The organism is Nocardioides sp., assembly GCF_050699375.1.
In the GTDB taxonomy this organism is placed as follows: domain Bacteria; phylum Actinomycetota; class Actinomycetes; order Propionibacteriales; family Nocardioidaceae; genus Nocardioides.
Window position 1 is genome coordinate 1 of the sequence record NZ_JBOHDN010000205.1, and the last position, 15,988, is coordinate 15,988.

General features: G+C 66.8%; 15 protein-coding genes and 1 tRNA gene. 12 read left to right on the forward strand and 4 right to left on the reverse strand.

From position 1 onward, the window contains the following. Nucleotides 1–50: 50 nt before the first annotated feature. The 3 genes from ACRDPS_RS15030 to ACRDPS_RS15040 all read left to right on the forward strand — a co-directional run bounded on the left by ACRDPS_RS15030 (nt 51) and on the right by ACRDPS_RS15040 (nt 1,875). Nucleotides 51–126: transfer RNA gene (locus tag ACRDPS_RS15030), tRNA-Ala, on the forward strand. A gap of 171 nt (nt 127–297) precedes the next feature. After that, nucleotides 298–600 carry a helix-turn-helix transcriptional regulator gene (locus ACRDPS_RS15035; protein WP_431502455.1) on the forward strand — a complete coding sequence of 101 codons (303 nt, stop codon included), beginning with the start codon at nt 298–300 and terminating at the stop codon, nt 598–600. A gap of 15 nt (nt 601–615) precedes the next feature. Beyond that, on the forward strand, nt 616–1,875 hold the full coding sequence (locus ACRDPS_RS15040; protein WP_431502456.1) for a site-specific integrase: 1,260 nt from the start codon (nt 616–618) through the stop codon (nt 1,873–1,875). A 132-nt stretch (nt 1,876–2,007) separates the two neighbouring features. On the opposite strand, the gene ACRDPS_RS15045 is transcribed toward ACRDPS_RS15040, so the two are convergent. Then, nucleotides 2,008–2,682, reverse strand: a complete 675-nt coding sequence (locus ACRDPS_RS15045) for a helix-turn-helix domain-containing protein (RefSeq protein ID WP_431502457.1) — start codon at nt 2,680–2,682, stop codon at nt 2,008–2,010. Between the two features lie 89 nt (nt 2,683–2,771). On the opposite strand from ACRDPS_RS15045, the gene ACRDPS_RS15050 reads away from it, so the two are divergent. Beyond that, the gene (locus ACRDPS_RS15050; RefSeq protein ID WP_431502458.1) at nt 2,772–3,617 is read left to right on the forward strand and encodes a hypothetical protein; all 846 of its coding nucleotides are present in this window, start codon (nt 2,772–2,774) and stop codon (nt 3,615–3,617) included. 13 nt (nt 3,618–3,630) lie between these two features. Here ACRDPS_RS15050 and mobF read toward each other — a convergent pair whose 3' ends face one another. Together mobF and ACRDPS_RS15060 are read right to left on the reverse strand one after the other, a co-directional pair. After that, nucleotides 3,631–7,137 (reverse strand): MobF family relaxase, encoded by a 3,507-nt coding sequence (mobF, locus tag ACRDPS_RS15055; RefSeq protein WP_431502459.1) that lies wholly within the window; start codon nt 7,135–7,137, stop codon nt 3,631–3,633. A gap of 81 nt (nt 7,138–7,218) precedes the next feature. Then, nucleotides 7,219–8,049, reverse strand: a complete 831-nt coding sequence (locus ACRDPS_RS15060; RefSeq protein ID WP_431502460.1) for an alpha/beta fold hydrolase — start codon at nt 8,047–8,049, stop codon at nt 7,219–7,221. Nucleotides 8,050–8,150: 101 nt separating this feature from the next. On the opposite strand from ACRDPS_RS15060, the gene ACRDPS_RS15065 reads away from it, so the two are divergent. From ACRDPS_RS15065 to ACRDPS_RS15090, 6 genes are all read left to right on the forward strand, one after another. Then, entirely contained in the window at nt 8,151–9,035 is an 885-nt protein-coding gene (locus ACRDPS_RS15065; protein WP_431502461.1) for a helix-turn-helix domain-containing protein, read from the forward strand. Between the two features lie 2 nt (nt 9,036–9,037). Continuing rightward, nucleotides 9,038–9,256, forward strand: coding sequence for a DUF397 domain-containing protein (locus tag ACRDPS_RS15070; protein WP_431502462.1), 219 nt, complete (start codon nt 9,038–9,040; stop codon nt 9,254–9,256). 10 nt (nt 9,257–9,266) lie between these two features. Beyond that, entirely contained in the window at nt 9,267–10,112 is an 846-nt protein-coding gene (locus tag ACRDPS_RS15075) for a TetR/AcrR family transcriptional regulator (RefSeq protein ID WP_431502463.1), read from the forward strand. A 138-nt stretch (nt 10,113–10,250) separates the two neighbouring features. After that, nucleotides 10,251–10,886: a class I SAM-dependent methyltransferase gene (locus ACRDPS_RS15080; RefSeq protein WP_431502464.1), complete on the forward strand. Its 636-nt coding sequence runs from the start codon at nt 10,251–10,253 to the stop codon at nt 10,884–10,886. Nucleotides 10,887–11,595: 709 nt separating this feature from the next. Beyond that, entirely contained in the window at nt 11,596–12,597 is a 1,002-nt protein-coding gene (gene sbnA, locus ACRDPS_RS15085) for a 2,3-diaminopropionate biosynthesis protein SbnA (RefSeq protein ID WP_431502465.1), read from the forward strand. An 8-nt stretch (nt 12,598–12,605) separates the two neighbouring features. Next, nucleotides 12,606–14,030 carry an MFS transporter gene (locus ACRDPS_RS15090; protein ID WP_431502466.1) on the forward strand — a complete coding sequence of 475 codons (1,425 nt, stop codon included), beginning with the start codon at nt 12,606–12,608 and terminating at the stop codon, nt 14,028–14,030. Between the two features lie 96 nt (nt 14,031–14,126). On the opposite strand, the gene ACRDPS_RS15095 is transcribed toward ACRDPS_RS15090, so the two are convergent. Continuing rightward, nucleotides 14,127–14,387, reverse strand: coding sequence for a CDGSH iron-sulfur domain-containing protein (locus tag ACRDPS_RS15095; RefSeq protein WP_431502467.1), 261 nt, complete (start codon nt 14,385–14,387; stop codon nt 14,127–14,129). 151 nt (nt 14,388–14,538) lie between these two features. On the opposite strand from ACRDPS_RS15095, the gene ACRDPS_RS15100 reads away from it, so the two are divergent. Together ACRDPS_RS15100 and ACRDPS_RS15105 are read left to right on the forward strand one after the other, a co-directional pair. Further along, nucleotides 14,539–14,850 (forward strand): metal-sensitive transcriptional regulator, encoded by a 312-nt coding sequence (locus ACRDPS_RS15100; RefSeq protein ID WP_431502468.1) that lies wholly within the window; start codon nt 14,539–14,541, stop codon nt 14,848–14,850. Nucleotides 14,851–14,924: 74 nt separating this feature from the next. Next, the gene (locus tag ACRDPS_RS15105) at nt 14,925–15,962 is read left to right on the forward strand and encodes a hypothetical protein (protein ID WP_431502469.1); all 1,038 of its coding nucleotides are present in this window, start codon (nt 14,925–14,927) and stop codon (nt 15,960–15,962) included. Nucleotides 15,963–15,988 lie beyond the last annotated feature (26 nt).

The following is a 15,988-nucleotide window of genomic DNA, read 5'->3' on the forward strand; positions in this document are numbered from 1 at the left end:
CTACTGATTGGGATTCACCCGCGACGAGGTGCTAACGTTTCTCATCGCTTGGGGCTGTGGCGCAGTTGGTAGCGCGTCTCGTTCGCAATGAGAAGGCCAGGGGTTCGAATCCCCTCAGCTCCACCAAGAAATACCAGGTCAGAGCGGGCATCCGTCATCCAGAACCAAGGATGAACAGATGCCCGCTCCGCGTTTACTCCGCGAATTCAGCGAAACTACCGCTCCGACCACGACAGCACGGTCGAGGTTTCTCGGACCGTCTCGGCCACTCGCGCCAGGCTCGGTGCCTTGGGGTGCATGGACACCTACGACAACAGACTCAGCACCGCAGCCGACTCCGATAGCCGCGACGACGGCGCGAACCAGACAAGCCCCGCCGCAGCAGTGCCGCTCGCACGGGTGGTCACCCTCTCCGAGCTCTGCGCCCATCTCCACGTCCCGATCCAGACCCTGTACGACCTGCGCTCCCAAGGCCGAGGCCCGCGCGGCTTCCGCGTCGGGCGCGAGCTCCGGTTCCGGGCGGGGGAGATCGAGGCCTGGCTGGCGAGCCTGGAGGCGGAGGACGCCCGACGCCATCGCCCCGATGCCGAGGCCGGGTGAGGAGGGTGAGCGGTGATGGTGCGCCCACGCATCGACCTCGGCACCTACGGCACGATCACCACCCGCCGTACGGGTGAGAAGACGATCGCCGAGACCCGGGTGCGGGACGCCGACGGCCGGGTCCGGCAGGTCCGTGTCTCCCGCGAGACCGCCCCGCAGGCACGCCGTGAACTCAAGAAGCGGCTGCTGCGTCGCCCCGGGTTCGGCCATGCCGGCGACCTGCGCCCCGACGCCCCGTTCACGACCCTGGTCGATCGCTGGGACGCCGACCTGGAGACCAAGGAGCTGGCCGACGGCACCAAGGACCACTACCGCGACCAGGTACGTCTCTACATCCTGCCCGCCTTCGAACACTTCACCCTCGCCGAGCTCACCACCGGCCGCGTGGAGGCGCTGCTCAACGCGCAGGAGGCCGACTCGCCTTCCCGCGCCCGCAAGACCCGCACCGTGCTCAACCTGCTCTTCGGGTACGCGCTGCGCCACGACGCGATCAACCGCAACCCGGTACAGGGCACCTCCCGGCTGCGAGTGGTGAAGAACAAGCCGAAGGCGCTCAGCCTCGAGCAGGTCAGCAAGATCCGCGAGGCCGCCGCCAACTGGCGCACCGACCCCGGGCTGCCGGGGCCGAAGCCCGATGGCCAGGTCCGCGACATCATCGAGATCCTGCTCGGCACCGCAATGCGTCCGGGCGAGGTGCTGGCCCTGCGGCCGTGCGACATCACCGACGGTCCGGCGGGCATGGTCGCCGCAGTCACCGGGACCGTGGTGCAGCGGAAGAAGAAGGGCACCTTCCGCCAGGAGCGCCCCAAGACCGACTCCTCGAACCGGTTCGTCCCGGTCCCGGAGTTCGCCGCCGCGGTGATCCGCCGCCGGCTCCGAGGTGTCCCAACTGAGCGGACCATCTTCGCCGGCCGCACCGGCGGTCCGCTGGTACCGCCCAACGTACGTCGCACCTTCCGCGAGTTCCTCGTCGATGCCGGTTTGGCTGACTCCGGGATCAGCCTGCGCTGGTACCGCCGCACCGGAGCGACCGTCATCGCCCGCGGCATGGACAGCGATGCTGCGGCCACCTTCCTGGGCCACACCTCGTCGGCTATCACCGAGGGCTTCTACATCGAGGTCGACACCACCATCGACCGAACCCCGGCCGCCCACATGGAGCGCACCTTCCGACGGAAGAACCCCGACGGCACCCTGCTCACCCTCCCGCCCGCTCGTGGGGAGGACGAGGTCATCGCGCGGGTCGATCAGGAGGGGGACGATGGTGACACATAATGCCGCACTGGCGACCGATATCGGCGTACGTCATTTGTCGATGGAGCACCCGTCGACCCTGGCCCGTTTCTCATCGCGAGAAACACGACGATTCACGAAACACTCTTGGATGAGGCGACAAGACGGAGCCTGTCACCAGTGCCGCATCAGTACTCGGATCTGGTCGGGATCGAGCCCATAGTCGGCCAGTCGCCGAAACACCCGCTGCTTCTTCGCGCGCGAAGCCGTTCGACGTCGGTAGTCCTGTCCCCATTCCCGGGCGTCGGCGATCATGAGTTCCTCGATCGCCTGATCTGCGGTCTGGCCGACCAGTGGCCCCCACGCGGTGCGGATCTCCGAGGGAAGGCTCTCGGCCAGACCGGGCCAGGCGTCGACCAGGAGCGCGGCGTCGAGGTGCTCGAAGAGCTGGGTCTCGGCGCCGTAGCGCAGCAGCCAGGCATAGCCAGCCTGCCGCCGGTCACGGTCACCCAGATCGAACACGCGGTGATCCTGGCCAAGGGTCACTCTCAGGGGCGCGAAGCATTGCTCGGGCTCCAGTCGCCACAGCCGGTTCGGCACCAGGGCCGTGGACCGTCCGGGCCCGGCGACCGCGATCTGGTGGAAGGTGATCCACTCGTTGAGGGCGAGCTCGAAGTCGAGGCAGCGCAGGATGCGCTCGAGGACTGCCAGCGTGGGCGACTTTGCTCCGCGCTCGTAGGCCGATAGCGACGGCTGTGACGTGCCGCATCGGCGCGCGAGCGCCTCTTGGGTCAACCCGCGAGCAACGCGAGCGGCCTCCAACAGTGAGCCCTCGTGACCGATGGCCATACCAAAACATAACTCTTCGGATCTGACACGCTCAAGAGGCGCGTTCGTCGCGCGCACCTACCTGGTGACAGCCAGGAATGGGGGCCTCGATGAGTGTTGCGGACCAATTCGGACTCGACGATCCGACATCACCGCTGCTTGCCGAAGCGCGAGAAGGATGGGAACGATGGTGCGCCGTCGACCCGCGCCTGGCCGTGGTCGATGACCTCGCTGACCTCAGGGAATGGACCCGCCAGGCCGACGCCGCGGACAAGGCGGCGGTGCTGCGGACCCTGGCGACGCTGACTGCCACCGACCGATCAGCGGTCGCCGTCCTGGTGTGGCTCCTGATCCCCGGAGCATGCCGGGTCGCCGAAGGGCTGAGCGATCTGTCGCCCGACGTCGACGCACTGGTCGCCTCCGAGTTGTGGGTGCAGGCCTCCCAGGTGCATCGGCTACGAACTCCGTGGCTTGCCCGGGCACTCCTCAATGCGACCCGACGCGAGGTCGCAGCCTCGCTCGGGGTCGGCAGCCGTGCCGACCGCCACTGGAAGCGCGTGCTGGTCACCGACGACCTCACGACACTCGCGAGCACCACCGGCGATCGGGCGGCCGTCGAGTCTGTCGTCGCGCCGGACATAGAACTGCGCGAGTTCCTCGATCAGGCAGTCCTCGATTGTGCGGTATCCGAGGACGAGGTCTGTCTGCTCCGCCAGCTGGCTGCGGCAGCCGAGACCGTCGGTGCACCGCTGCGCCGCGGCCGACTGGGGCTGACCACTCCAGCGGCCGTCGAGCTGGTCGCCCGCGATCACCCGGCTGCGTCCCGTACGCTGCGGCGGCGTGCCGCTCATGCTCTGGACCGGCTGACGATCTACGCCGTCGCATGCATCGACGACGTCAGCCTGGATCGCTGGCGTGCTGAGCAGCACGGCGGCGGCGAGATCGGCGCTGCGTGATCCTGCTGGGAGGTCACAGGCCCAGCGCCGATGGGCCAGCACGCCCGGCGGACTCGCGTCGTGGCTGAAGCGCATCGAGCCGGGTGAGCTTGCGAACGCGGTAGGTCAGGGCGGCGACGGGATGCCCCTCGGGCAACGGACCCCGGGCCAGGGCACGGTCGAGTACCTCCCGGGCGTCGTCGCCGCGGCGATGGAGTGCATCGAGCATGCGGGCGAGGTCGATGGCCTCGCCTCTGATGTGATCGTCCTGGACCGGGATCCCTGCCCGGCGGATGATCATCTCGTGCCAGCGCCGGACCGAGTCGCTGTAGCGACCAGTCAGCTGGCGCAGAATGTGCCGCTGGAACCGGGCGGCGATTGGGTCGGTGACGGCAGGCCCGGTCGGACGCGGATCATCCTCCGGCACCCCGCGGGCAGCCCGCCACAGCGACACGGTGTCGTGGAGGTCACCGAGGACATCGGCATACCGGACAGTCCAGGCGGGCCGCTTCCTGCCCACCGTTGCTGCTGTTGGCGTGCGGGTGTCGTCCAGGTGGTTGAGGAAACCCTGTGCGGTCACTTCGACGTGCTGGGCACGGGCGGCGAGATACGGACCCCACGACTCGTCGCACGCGAGATCTGCAGGAATCGCGGGCAGCCAGGGGAGTGGGCCCTCCCCCGCCTCCTCGAGCGCTTCCTCCCAGGCACCATCGAGAACCCCCTTCGCTCCGGTGGTGACGGCGTCGGCGTAGCGTACGGAGGCGTCGTGGAGCTGGGTGGGCCAGCTTCGGCCGCGGCGGAGTGTGGTGGTGGCCGAGACCGCAGCACCGTCTCGAGCGACCACCTCGTCGAACATCTGGATCGCGGTCATCTGCTCCTCCAACCCGGGCAGCATGCACTGCTCCCGATCGGCATCGGCGGAATCGCCTGGTTCGAGCACCACGTGGACATGGTTCTCACGCCGACCGCGGGTCAGCATCGTGTACAGCATCTGCCGGTCCTCGCGGCCGTCGACGATCCCATGGACGACGTCGGCGGTGAGGCCCTGCGCGGTGTGGACGGTTGAGGCATAGCCGAGCTCGACATGGTCGGCCACATAGTCAGCCGGCAGCACCGCCTTCAGGGCAGTGGTGGCGTGACGGACGGTCAATGCGCCGCGGCGGATGCGGGTGATCGTCCAGCGGTCACCGTTCTTGACCCAGTCGGTGCCGGAGACCGCCAGGCGGCGCTGGTTGTGGCGCGTGATGATCGTGTCGCCGACTGACGCACGGTTGCCATCGGCCAGTTCGACCTGGCTCCGCGGCTCGATGCCCGCGAGACGGTTTGATCGTGCCCGATGGTTGAGTGTGGCGACCATCTCTCGCGTCGGCGCCAGCATGAGTGCGTCCAGCCCACGGTCTCGGTCGGGCAGCCAGGCGGTCAGGACCTCGGCCATCGTGGTCTCCTCGTCGCCGGCGTGGACGCGGTCGTGGTCGAGATAGAACCCGATCGCGGTTCGATCGCCGTCGCGAAGGTCGAGGGAGGCTGCGGCCTCGCCGGGATCGACGAAGCGTACGACCTCCTCGAGTCGGTCGGCCCCGTGCCGGTGGGCGATGTCGCGTAGCACACCACCGGCCCCGACGGCGGAGAGCTGCTGATCGTCACCCAGAAGCCGGATCGTGGCACCGCGTGAGTTGCAGAATGCGACAACCCGGTCGAGGGTCAATGTGTCGGCCATCCCCGCCTCGTCGACCACCACCAGGGTCTCGGGTCCTACGCGGTTGCTCAGCCCATCGCGATGGTTCCGGTCGGTGTCGGGGGACTGGGTGAGGATCTCGTCGTCGACCTTCGCGAGGGTCTCGCACGGCAGGCCGGTGGCATCCTGGAGCACCTTCGCCGCAGCCGCCGACGGCGCCAGCCCGATCGCGTCATAGCCGTTGGTCGTCCAGACCGCAGCCAAGACCTCGACCGCCGTGGTCTTCCCCGACCCGGCAGGCGCCAGTGCGAGCCTGACCCGGTGACCACCACCGGCCAGCGCATGCACCATAGCGCATTGCCCGTCATTGAGACGTACGCCGCCACCGGCGCTGGCAGCCAGGACGATGTCGATCTCCTCAGGTGAGAATGCGAAGTCGCTGCCCAAGCCGGCCGAGTCGACCAGACGCTGTTCGGCTTGAAGGATCCGCCGGCTGGTGTAGCGGTCTGCACCGGTATGCCGATAGACGCTGGTTCCGTCCGAGCGCCGAAGGCCACTCGGCTCGCGAAGATCAGGCCTCATCTGGACGGGGTCGCTATCAGGACTGAGATGCACCGACATCCCCAAGGCCGCGCCGACGACGTCATCAACCACGGCGCGTACGCCGTCTCCGGGGAACCGACCGTATGCCGTTGCTCGTACCTGGCGTTCCGCCTCGGCCCGTAGATGCCAGGTTTGCCAGGTCGCCCGACGAGTCTCGAGCTCGGTGATCGCGGCCACGGCTACCTGCTGGATCAGATGTGGGTTTATCGGGTCGGCAGATTCTGAGCGGCGCACTGTAGGAGCCGCATCCAGCGTCGTACCGACCATCGCATCGAGAGTCGAATTGCTACCTAGGAACTCCGATCCCTGGCGGCGCCAGATCCGTCGCTGATCGGCCTCGGCGCGCGGCTCGTGTTTGGGGTCACGCGTCTCCAGATTGGCTCGTTGCACCAGGCCGAGTCGTTCCGGGTCGGTCGGTAGCCGACCGTGCTCGTGGACGAACGAGTTGACCAGGTCACTCTCACGGCGGTCGATGGCCCGCGTCCGTCGCGACCACATTCGACACAGCCCGGCCGAGACACCCACTATCTCGCGGACCGGGCGCCGCTCCCGAGGGTTGGCACGTTCGGCGAACGTGACACCGAGCGCCTCCCCGAGTCGATACTCGAGCGCGGTGTTGTACGTCTCCGAGATCGCCACCGTGTGCTGAAACAACACCCGGCCATAGATGCTGAGCCACCTACCCGAGTGTTTGGCCTGCACCTTGTTCGCGACGGCGACATGAGTATGAAGATCCGGGTCGCCGGCACGGGAGTCCCGGTGACGGAACGCGGACGCGATCAAGCCGCGAGTCTCGACCTGCCGCGCCCCATCGGTCCCTTCCCTGGTGAACAGCACCTCACGCTCGACATACGCCAACGCGTCGTTGACCGCGGCATCGTGTGCCCGCTCGATCGCACGCGCGATCAGAGGCGGCGCGACCGCCCACAATGCCGAGACCGACTTCACCGGACTGAACGTCAGATCGAACCCGGCCACCCCGTCCGACCGCGTCCGCCGACCCAACGGACGCCCAGTGGCGGGATGCTCCCCGGCACCGAACAGGTGTCCCATCTGCTCGGCCGTCACCACATCGCCCGCGTCGATCCCGTCCGGACCAGCGAATGCGTCGAGCCCCGATCCGATCCACTGGCCAGGCGCTTCGCCCTTGGCCTCGTAGTAGTCCGCCAGCGCAGTGGTGCCGAGTTCGGTGGAGTCGCCCGCCGCCACCTGCCGGGTCAGGTACTCATACCCCGAGCCCGCGGCCAGCTTGTGGATCGTCATGGTCACGCACCCCAGGGACAACGGAGGACTGTGAGTGGCCGAGCTGAGAGGGAATGAAAGAGGTCTGTTGGGCCTAGGTTGCTACGAGGTCATCCGGGACGAGTTCGCTTGGCCGCTGGTTGGCTGGGATGTCTGGTCTCGGTCATGGGCGCCGTGCTGTCGGCGAAGGCTGACCTGTTGGCAGATGTGACGGATTGCGCTCGCGACCAGTTCCGGGTCGTCACGCTGAACGTAGTGGCCGCCGGTCTGCGCTTTGATGAGGCCTCCGCCGAGACGTTCGGCCAGAGCAGCCTGGTTTGCCTGCCAGCGGTCGTCGAGTTCGGCGAGTGTGAATGGGCGCCAGAGTTCTGGGGTCTTGGAATCGAGCCAGCGTCCAGGCCGGCTGGCCACGACTGCCACCGGACGCTCCGGAGTATGAGCGCCGTGCCGTGCGAGATCGCGGACAGAAGCGGCCACATCGAACGGAATCGTCCCCGGCTCCTCCCCATCGCCGACCACTGGTCGGCCGACGTCGAGGTACAGCTGGGCGTCGCTTGTGTCGATTAGGACCAGGCCTGCGGTCTCGTCCGGCCACTCGGCCGCGAACGCTTCGCAGATCAACCCGCCGAACGAGTGGCCGACGAGCACCCAGGGCGGGTGGATTTCCGCTGCCTCGAGCAGCGTATGCAGCTCGCCCGCTGCCGCGCGAACGCCGCGAGGCGTCGTAACAGCGGCGGGCTCGCTGTCGCCCAAGCCAGGTCTTGAGTAACAGACGAGCGGAACGTCACGCAGATGGGGAAGCACTTCACCGAAGCCATCAGCGCTGGTGTCTTCGGTGCCTGGGACGAGGACCACGGCGGGTGCGTCTGCGCCGTCCGCGGTCGTGTCGATCCTGAGGCGGTAGTCCCCGACGCTGAACAGTCCGGCAGTCATGGAAGTTGATGGTACGGCGAGAAGTTCTTGCACCTCCACCCCTAGACTGCATGAGACTGCATAGGCGAGACAGGGTACGAACCCGGCGGAAGAGGTTTCAGGTGGAGCTGTCCCCGATCCAGCGACGTCGAGCACTCGGCGCCGAACTGCGTCGACTTCGCAGCGCCGCCGGTGTGTCCGGAACGCAGCTGGGCGAGCGTTTGGGAACCTCGCAAGCGAGGATCTCCCGAGTTGAGACCAGCGTGACAGTGAAGCCGAGCATCGACCTGGTCAACCGATGGCTGGATGCGGTCAAGGCCGACGAGGACGAGAGGACCAAGGTCCTGAGCTTGGCTGAGTCCGTGCTGACGGAGGTGCACAGCTGGCAGGCCGTCCACCGAGGCAGTCTCGAAGAGCGCCAGCGACAACTGCTGGCATTGGACGAGGTTGCCTCAGAGATACGGCATTTCCAGCCGTTCCTTGTGCCCGGCCCGCTGCAGACCGCCGAGTACGCCCATGCAGTCATCGAAGCATCCCACCTCACCGCGAACACGGACGTCGAGGCAGCCGTAGCAGCCCGCCTGGAACGCGGTGAGCGGCTGCGCAGCCCAGAGATCGACGGCCCCAATTATCACGTGGTCGTGACCGAAACTGCCGTCCGCTGGGTGCCCATGGCGCAACACGACGTGCGCCAGCGCCAATGGGAGCACCTTGCTGAGTTTGCGCAATCCCCGCGCGTGACCATCCAGGTGATCACCGATGACGCGCCGATGTCCATGCCGCCCCTGAGCGGCTTCGTCTGGGTCAAGTTCCGCGATCAGGACCAGCACGTTCGAGTCGAGACACCGAGTCTTGGCGTAACCGTCGCAGGAGCAGATGACCTCAAGATCTACGCCACCGTCTGGGGACAGATGGTCCTCGCCGCACTTTCGCCCGACGAGTCTCAGACCTGGCTTAGCCTGCTCGCGCAGGACCAAGTTGCACCACCTCAACGAGAAGGAGACTGATCATGCTGAGCTCTGACCGACCGTCCTTGGACGATTTCACCAACTGGCGCAAGGCGGACACGAGCGGAGATGACGGGGGCTGTGTCGAGGTTGCGAGTGGCCGGCAAGGCTGGAAGGCCGTACGCGACTCAACTGACCCGACCGGACCCGCGCTGATCTTCAATGCCCACGAGTGGGCTTGCTTCCTCGACGGTGCCCGCAAGGGCGAGTTCGACCACTGAGGAGTAGGAGTTGGCCGTTGCTATTCGTCGTATAAAACTGCATACTCAATTATGCAGTTCTATACGACGGAGGCAGGGTAGTGGTGGCAAGCATCGACCAACATCCATTCCGGCGCCGGTCTCGGATGTTCGCATGAGAGCCCGGCAGGCGAGCCCGGGGCGTCCACGACATATCCCGACCACCAGCACTGCATCGCCGCGCGACCAGGTGCTCAACGCGGCCGCAGAGCTGTTCGTAACTCGGGGGTTTGCGGCTACCTCGACCCGAGAGATCGCGGAGAGGGTCGGCATTCGGCAGGCGTCGCTCTACTACCACTTCGCCGGGAAGGACGAGCTCCTCGCAGAACTTCTGCAACGCTCCGTGCGTCCCACCGTCGACAAGGTCACCAAGATCGAGACCCTGGTCCCACCCGAGACTCACGAGACCGCGCTCTACCTGCTCACCCTCATCGACGTTCGAACCCTGACCGAGGCTCCCAATAACGAGGGCATCCTCTACGGGCAGGCCGATGTGGCCAACAGCGAGGTCTACGCTGAGTTCCGCGATTCACGCCAAGAACTCATCGACGCTTACGGCCGGCTCGGGATGCAGATCGCTTCACCTGGCGTCGCCTCCGATCTCGACGCCGGAGAGCTCGGCGAGATGCTGATGCACTCGGTCGAGGTCGTCACCACCCTCCGCAACACCGGCCGGACGGTCACCCCCGAGCACGCCGACCGCATCGCGGCGGCGGCACTAAGGGCATGTGACGTACCCAAGGAGACCATCGCCACCGCAGCCTCGGCCGCATCCGAACTCCTTGCTGAGTTTCACTATGAAGCCAACAACGCCCCGACGGAGGACGGCAGTTTCTGATCTCCTCGCTGGCCCGTCGTCTCAACCGACTGTTGCGACGGGTTGGCGAGGCCAGTGCAACCGATGCTCGCGCAAGGTGACAGGGGTCATGTGCCGTTGCTCGGCGACTGGCTTTGCGGCGCATGCGATGGTGGCTGGGTGAAGATCCCCGTCCCCGACGTTGCGCTACGGATGTTGAGTCGCCAGCTCGGCGGCCCGGCAGGGCCACTCGGCGCTGTTGTCGCACGCATCCTCAACAAGGGCAATCGACCTGCAATCGAGTCCGCCGTAAAGGCCCTCCGACTCGCGGGAAGCGAAACGGTGGCCGACATCGGCTTCGGAGGTGGTGTCGGGCTCGAGCTGCTTCTCGGGGCAGCCCCGAACGGTCACGTTCACGGGATCGAACCATCCACTGACATGCTCGCGCGTGCACGTCGCACGTTCAGCGAGGCGCTCGAGTCCGGACAACTCGTGCTGCACGAGGCAACGATGTCTTCGCTCCCGATTGCCGACGATACTCTCGATGGCTGGGTCAGCCTCAACACGATCTACTTCATCGTCGACCTTGAACCTGCATTCGCCGAGCTGACGCGCGTTCTCGCCCCGAACGGTCGCGGCGTGCTTGGCGTGGCCGATCCGGACTGGATGGCTTCTCAGCGCTTCGCCAAGCACAACTTCACGGTGCGCCCGGTCGATGACGTCATCGGGGAGCTCCAAAAGGCGGGACTGGCTGTCGACCGACTCGAAATTGACCATGAAGGATCCACGTACAACCTCATGCTCTGCACGCGCTGAATCTCCCGCTCCCCGGCCAGAGGCCTACGTCCTCGACGGTCAGTGTCGTAGGTCACGTCGTGGTGTCAGGGTTTCCTCAGGGTCGGCTGTTAGTTTGGCTGCGCCGGATCAAGATGATGACGACGCAAGGGGGCGTATGACCTCGGGGCTTGACGCGCCGTTCGCCTCCAGCTTTCGTCGCGTGTCGTTCTCAGGGCGCCGGTCACGCGTCGTGGTGGCCCTGATCGCCGCGATGGTGTTTGCGGTGCATCTGCTGAGCATGCACAGCGGACACCACGGAGGCGCCGACCACGCCATCGCTGAGCCCGTGGCCGAGTCGCCGGCTGTGTCAGCCGCCCATGTCGACGACAGTGATCAAGAGTCGGGTCATCACGATCACGGTGACTCCACCATCGGTGATGCCGGCGCTGCCAGCGACGTGGACGTAATCAAGGTCGAGCACCCTCACGGCGAGTACGAGTGCGGCGAGATCAGTCAGTCGCGTCTCGGAGTCGCTGTCTCGGCGTTGACCCCTGCCGTGGGGTGCTTGTGGGTCGTGCCTCGCCCCGCGGAGCTGAGCCGGTCACAGGGTCCCGTTGATCTGCCGCGGTCGACCCCGCATCTCGTTCGTGAACTCGGTGTGCAGAGGGTTTAGGAGCCGGCGTCGTCTGACGACACCCTCCTAGCCCCTTTACGCACCTTTCGACTTCATGAACGAAGGAACTTTGGCATGCCCGAAAACATCCACGACTCCCTGATCACGTGCGTCGGCGAAACCCCCTTGCTGCGCCTGGGACGCTGCTTCCCGGACCCTGATCGGGAAGTGATCGCCAAGCTCGAGATGCTCAACCCTGCCGGCAGCATGAAGGACCGGCCGGCACGCTTCATCATCGAATCAGGACTGGCATCAGGCGACCTGCGACCCGGGATGCGCCTGGTGGAGAGCACCTCGGGAAATCTCGGGGTCGCCCTGGCAACGATGGCCGGACTCCACGGACTGGCCTTCACCGCGGTGGTGGACCCGAAGACCACCTCGACGAACCTTCGGCTCCTGCAGGCAGTGGGCGCCGAGGTGGAGCTGGTGACCGAGCGTGACGAGAGCGGCGGCTATCTGCACACCCGGGTTCGCCGGGCTCAGGAGCTGGCCGCCGCCAGCTCCGACAGCGTGTGGGTCAACCAGTACGCCAATGAACTCAACTGGCGCGCCTACTACGAGACGACGGGTCGCGAGGTCCTTGACGCGGTCCAGACCCCGGTGGATTACCTGGTGGCGGCCGTGTCCACCACGGGCTCGATCCTGGGACTGGCCCGGCGGCTGCGGGAGCGGTACCCGGCGATGCAGGTGGTTGCCGTGGATGCGGTCGGATCGGTCATCTTCGGAACGCCTGCTGGTCCGCGTGAGATCCCCGGTTACGGAGCGAGCCGGGTGCCTGAGCTGCTCAGCCGCGCGGAGATCGACCACGTGGTCCACGTCGACGATGCTCGAGCCGCGTTGGGCTGTCGACACCTGGTTGCCACCGAGGGTGTCCTCGGTGGCGGCTCCTCTGGTGCGGTGATCGCAGCCATCACCCAGTTCCTGCCGACCACGCCATCTGGCAGTCGCATCCTGACGGTGCTCCCGGACCGGGGGGAGCGGTACCTCGACCTGGTCTATGACGACCAGTGGCTCGAGATGGTCTCCACGGTTGGCGGCGTGTCCGACCAGCGACTGGATGTCTCCGCCCGGACATGAACTCGAGCATGAATGAGCACCTGACCCTGCGGCGCACGGACATGGGGCTGCTGTGGATCTCCCAGTTCGTCAACACCGCCGGGCTGATGGCGCTGGTGCCGATCATGCCGCTCTACATGGCATCGCTCGGCGCCTCCGACGCCACCGTCGGGGTCTGGGCGGGAGCCGCGATCGCGGCCCCCGCCCTCCCGTTGGCGATCACCACACCGCTGTGGGGTCGATTGGGCGACCGCATCGGTCCCAAGTGGATGGTGGTCCGCGCCCTGGTGGGCTTGTGTCTGGCGATGGCTCTGATGGCCGCCGCCGGCAGTCCTCTGGCCCTGCTGGCTGCACGGATCGTGCAGGGCACGCTCGGAGGCGTGGTCGAGGCAGCCGCAGCGTACGTGGGATCAGCGGCATCCGAGGGCAGCCGTGGCCGCGCACTGGGTCGCTCCTACAGCGCCACAGCAGCCGGCGCCCTTGCCGGTCCGGTTGCCGGCGGCACGCTGGTCGCCACCGGCGATCTCCGGCCGTTGCTGATCGGGATCGCCGTCGCGGCACTGCTGCTCGGGGCAGTCTGCACGCTCCGGCTGCGGAATCCCCACGATGCACGGCGACCGTCCATAGCGGGCGCAGAACCGGCGCGGACCGCTGTCACATCCGTGTGCTCCCGGATCGGCTGGATCCCGTTGACCGGGGGCTTTCTCGCCTTCTTCGGCGTCTACGGCCTGATCCCGATCTATGCCGACTTCGTCACCGAGCTGGTGGCCGAACCCCAACAGGCAGGGCCGTGGGTTGGGGGACTCCACGCTGTGATGTGGGCCGGCACCTTGGTCGGCTCCCTGTGGTGGGGCAAAGTCAACGACAAGACCGGTCTCCCGCTGCGCACGCTGGCCATCGCGAGCGGCATCACCGCCGCGACCGTGCTCCTCCAGGCAGCTGTGGGCTGGCTGCCCGCGCTGGTGCCGCTGCGGTTCATCCAGGGCTTCTGCTTCGCGGCGCTGGCACAGTCACTGATGTTGTACGCCTCGCAGAAGGCCGGCCAACACGAGCGTGCCGGGTATCTCGGCGTCGCCAACAGCTTCCTCCTCAGCGGTCAGTTCCTTGGCCCGCTCATGGCCGGAAGCGCGATGGTGCTGCTCACCCCGTCCGTCGGCGTGCTGATCACAGGGATCTGTGTGGCCTCGACGGCTCTGCTCGTCTTGGCGCCGGCTATCGCAACGGCCCGTGCATTTCGCGGCGAAGCAGCCCGGGCGCGGGCGATACCCTTCGTCCCGGAGCGTTGGCAGGCCCGGCCAAGCGGTCGGCACGCAGCTCCTCGCAGGCCGCAGCACCGCAAGAGGAGCCAGCCAGGACCGCGGGTCCGCAGTGAAGGTCGGAGCCACGGCCCAGCTGTCTCGACTCACCCCGCAGCCGCTCGGCCGCGCGATCCTCGTTCCAGAGTGAACCGGTGATGGACAGTCCTGGATGGGCAATCCTGGAGCCTTGGTGTCGCGCCTCTGGCCCGACGGGGGCCACCTGTCGGGCCAGAGGCGGAGGTGCGGACCGACCTAGGCGTCTTGGTCTTGTTCTGCCGCGGCCGCACGCTGGCTGGCGGCGAAGCCGACCTTGACGTGGGAGCCGTCGCAGAACGGCTTGTTCCTGGATTCGCCACAGCGGCACAAGAAGATCGTTCTGCCGGTGTCGTAGCTGTTGCCGTCGTGGTCGACGAGCTGTGCTGCTCCCTTGATCTGGAGTGGTCCGTTGTCGACCGTCTTGATGGTTGCGGGCTTGGTCTGGCTGCTGGCTTGGGGTGCCGCGCTGTCGGTCATGAGGTGCTCCTTCTGCGTTGTCGGGTGGGTCTGCCGTGGTGGACATCCGTACCTTAGGGGGGTATGGTTCCTTGCGTCGCCAGGATTATACCGTACCGGGGTATGGTTTCCGGATGGCAACCGAGCAGATGTCGTTTGGACCAGCAGAGGAATGACCATGGGAAGTCACGAGCACCACAGCGAGCGTGGCTATATGCACCGCCAGGACGACTACCTCAAGCGGCTGCGGCGTATCGAAGGTCAAGTTCGGGGGCTGCAGCGGATGGTCGAGGACGAGAAGTACTGCATCGACATCCTCACCCAGGTGTCTGCGGTGACGAAGGCACTGCAGTCGGTGTCCCTCGCGCTCCTTGATGAGCACCTCAACCACTGCCTCACGCAGGCAGCGGCCACGGGTGGCGTGGAAGCCAAGGAGAAGGTCAAAGAGGCCTCCGACGCCATCGCCCGCTTGGTCCGCTCCTGACCCATGGCATCGCCTACACCGACATCCAGCACCGACACCCACGACCGCATAGGTCCCGACCAAGGAGCCTCCACGTGAAGACCTCTTTCAAGCTCGGCGGCTTCATCGCCGCCCTTGCTGCCGTCCTCGCCGTCGCTTTCGGCGTCGGCAACGCCACCGGGCCAATCGGCCAGACCGCGCAAGCCACCAGCCACTCAGGAGATGACATGACAGACAATGCAGGCCACGGACAGGCCGGCCACGACAACACCGACAGCAAGGCCAGCGGGCGCGCCGGCCACGGCGGGGGTGCTAGCAAGCAGCCCGGCGGGCTGATGATCTCGGAGCACGGATACACGCTGGACCTGGACTCGACGATCCTGGCCGCCGGGCGTACGTCGGTGAAGTTCCGGGTGACCGGGCCCGACGGAGAGCCCGTCACCGACTACGAGCCCACCCACGACAAGGACCTCCACTTCATCGCCGTCCGGCGGGACATGAGCGGGTTCCAGCATGTCCACCCGACTCTCGCCAGGTCCGGCGACGATGCGGGCACCTGGACGACCGACCTTGACCTCACGTCCGGAGCGTGGCGGGTCTTCGCCGACTTCCGGGCCACTGCCCACGGCGAGACCATGACGCTGGGCAGCGACCTCTCGGTCCCGGGCACCTACCAGCCGGCGCCGCTGCCGCCGGTCAGCCAGACTGCGGAGGTCGACGGGTACACGGTCACGCTGAAGGGGCAGCTGGTTCCCGATGAGTCTTCAGAGCTGACTCTGTCGGTGAGCCGTGATGGGCAGGAGGTGACCGACCTGGAGCCTTACCTCGCCGCGTACGGGCATCTAGTTGCGCTGCGCTCGGGAGACCTGGCTTACCTGCACGTTCACCCAGAGGGCGAGCCGGGAGATGGCGTCACCGAGCCCGGTCCGGACATCACCTTCTTCGCCTCGGCACCCTCTGCCGGTGCATATCGCCTGTACCTGGACTTCAAGCACGACGGCGTGGTCCGCACCGCCGAGTTCACCGTCCAGGCAGGCAAGTCCGCGCCCGTGTCCGGGGAAGCCGGATCAGGTGAGCCCACCGCACAGCCCAGCGGTTCCGGCTCGGCAGGTCACGGCGGGCACAGCCACTGACCCGAACCAACCGCAACGCATTCAGA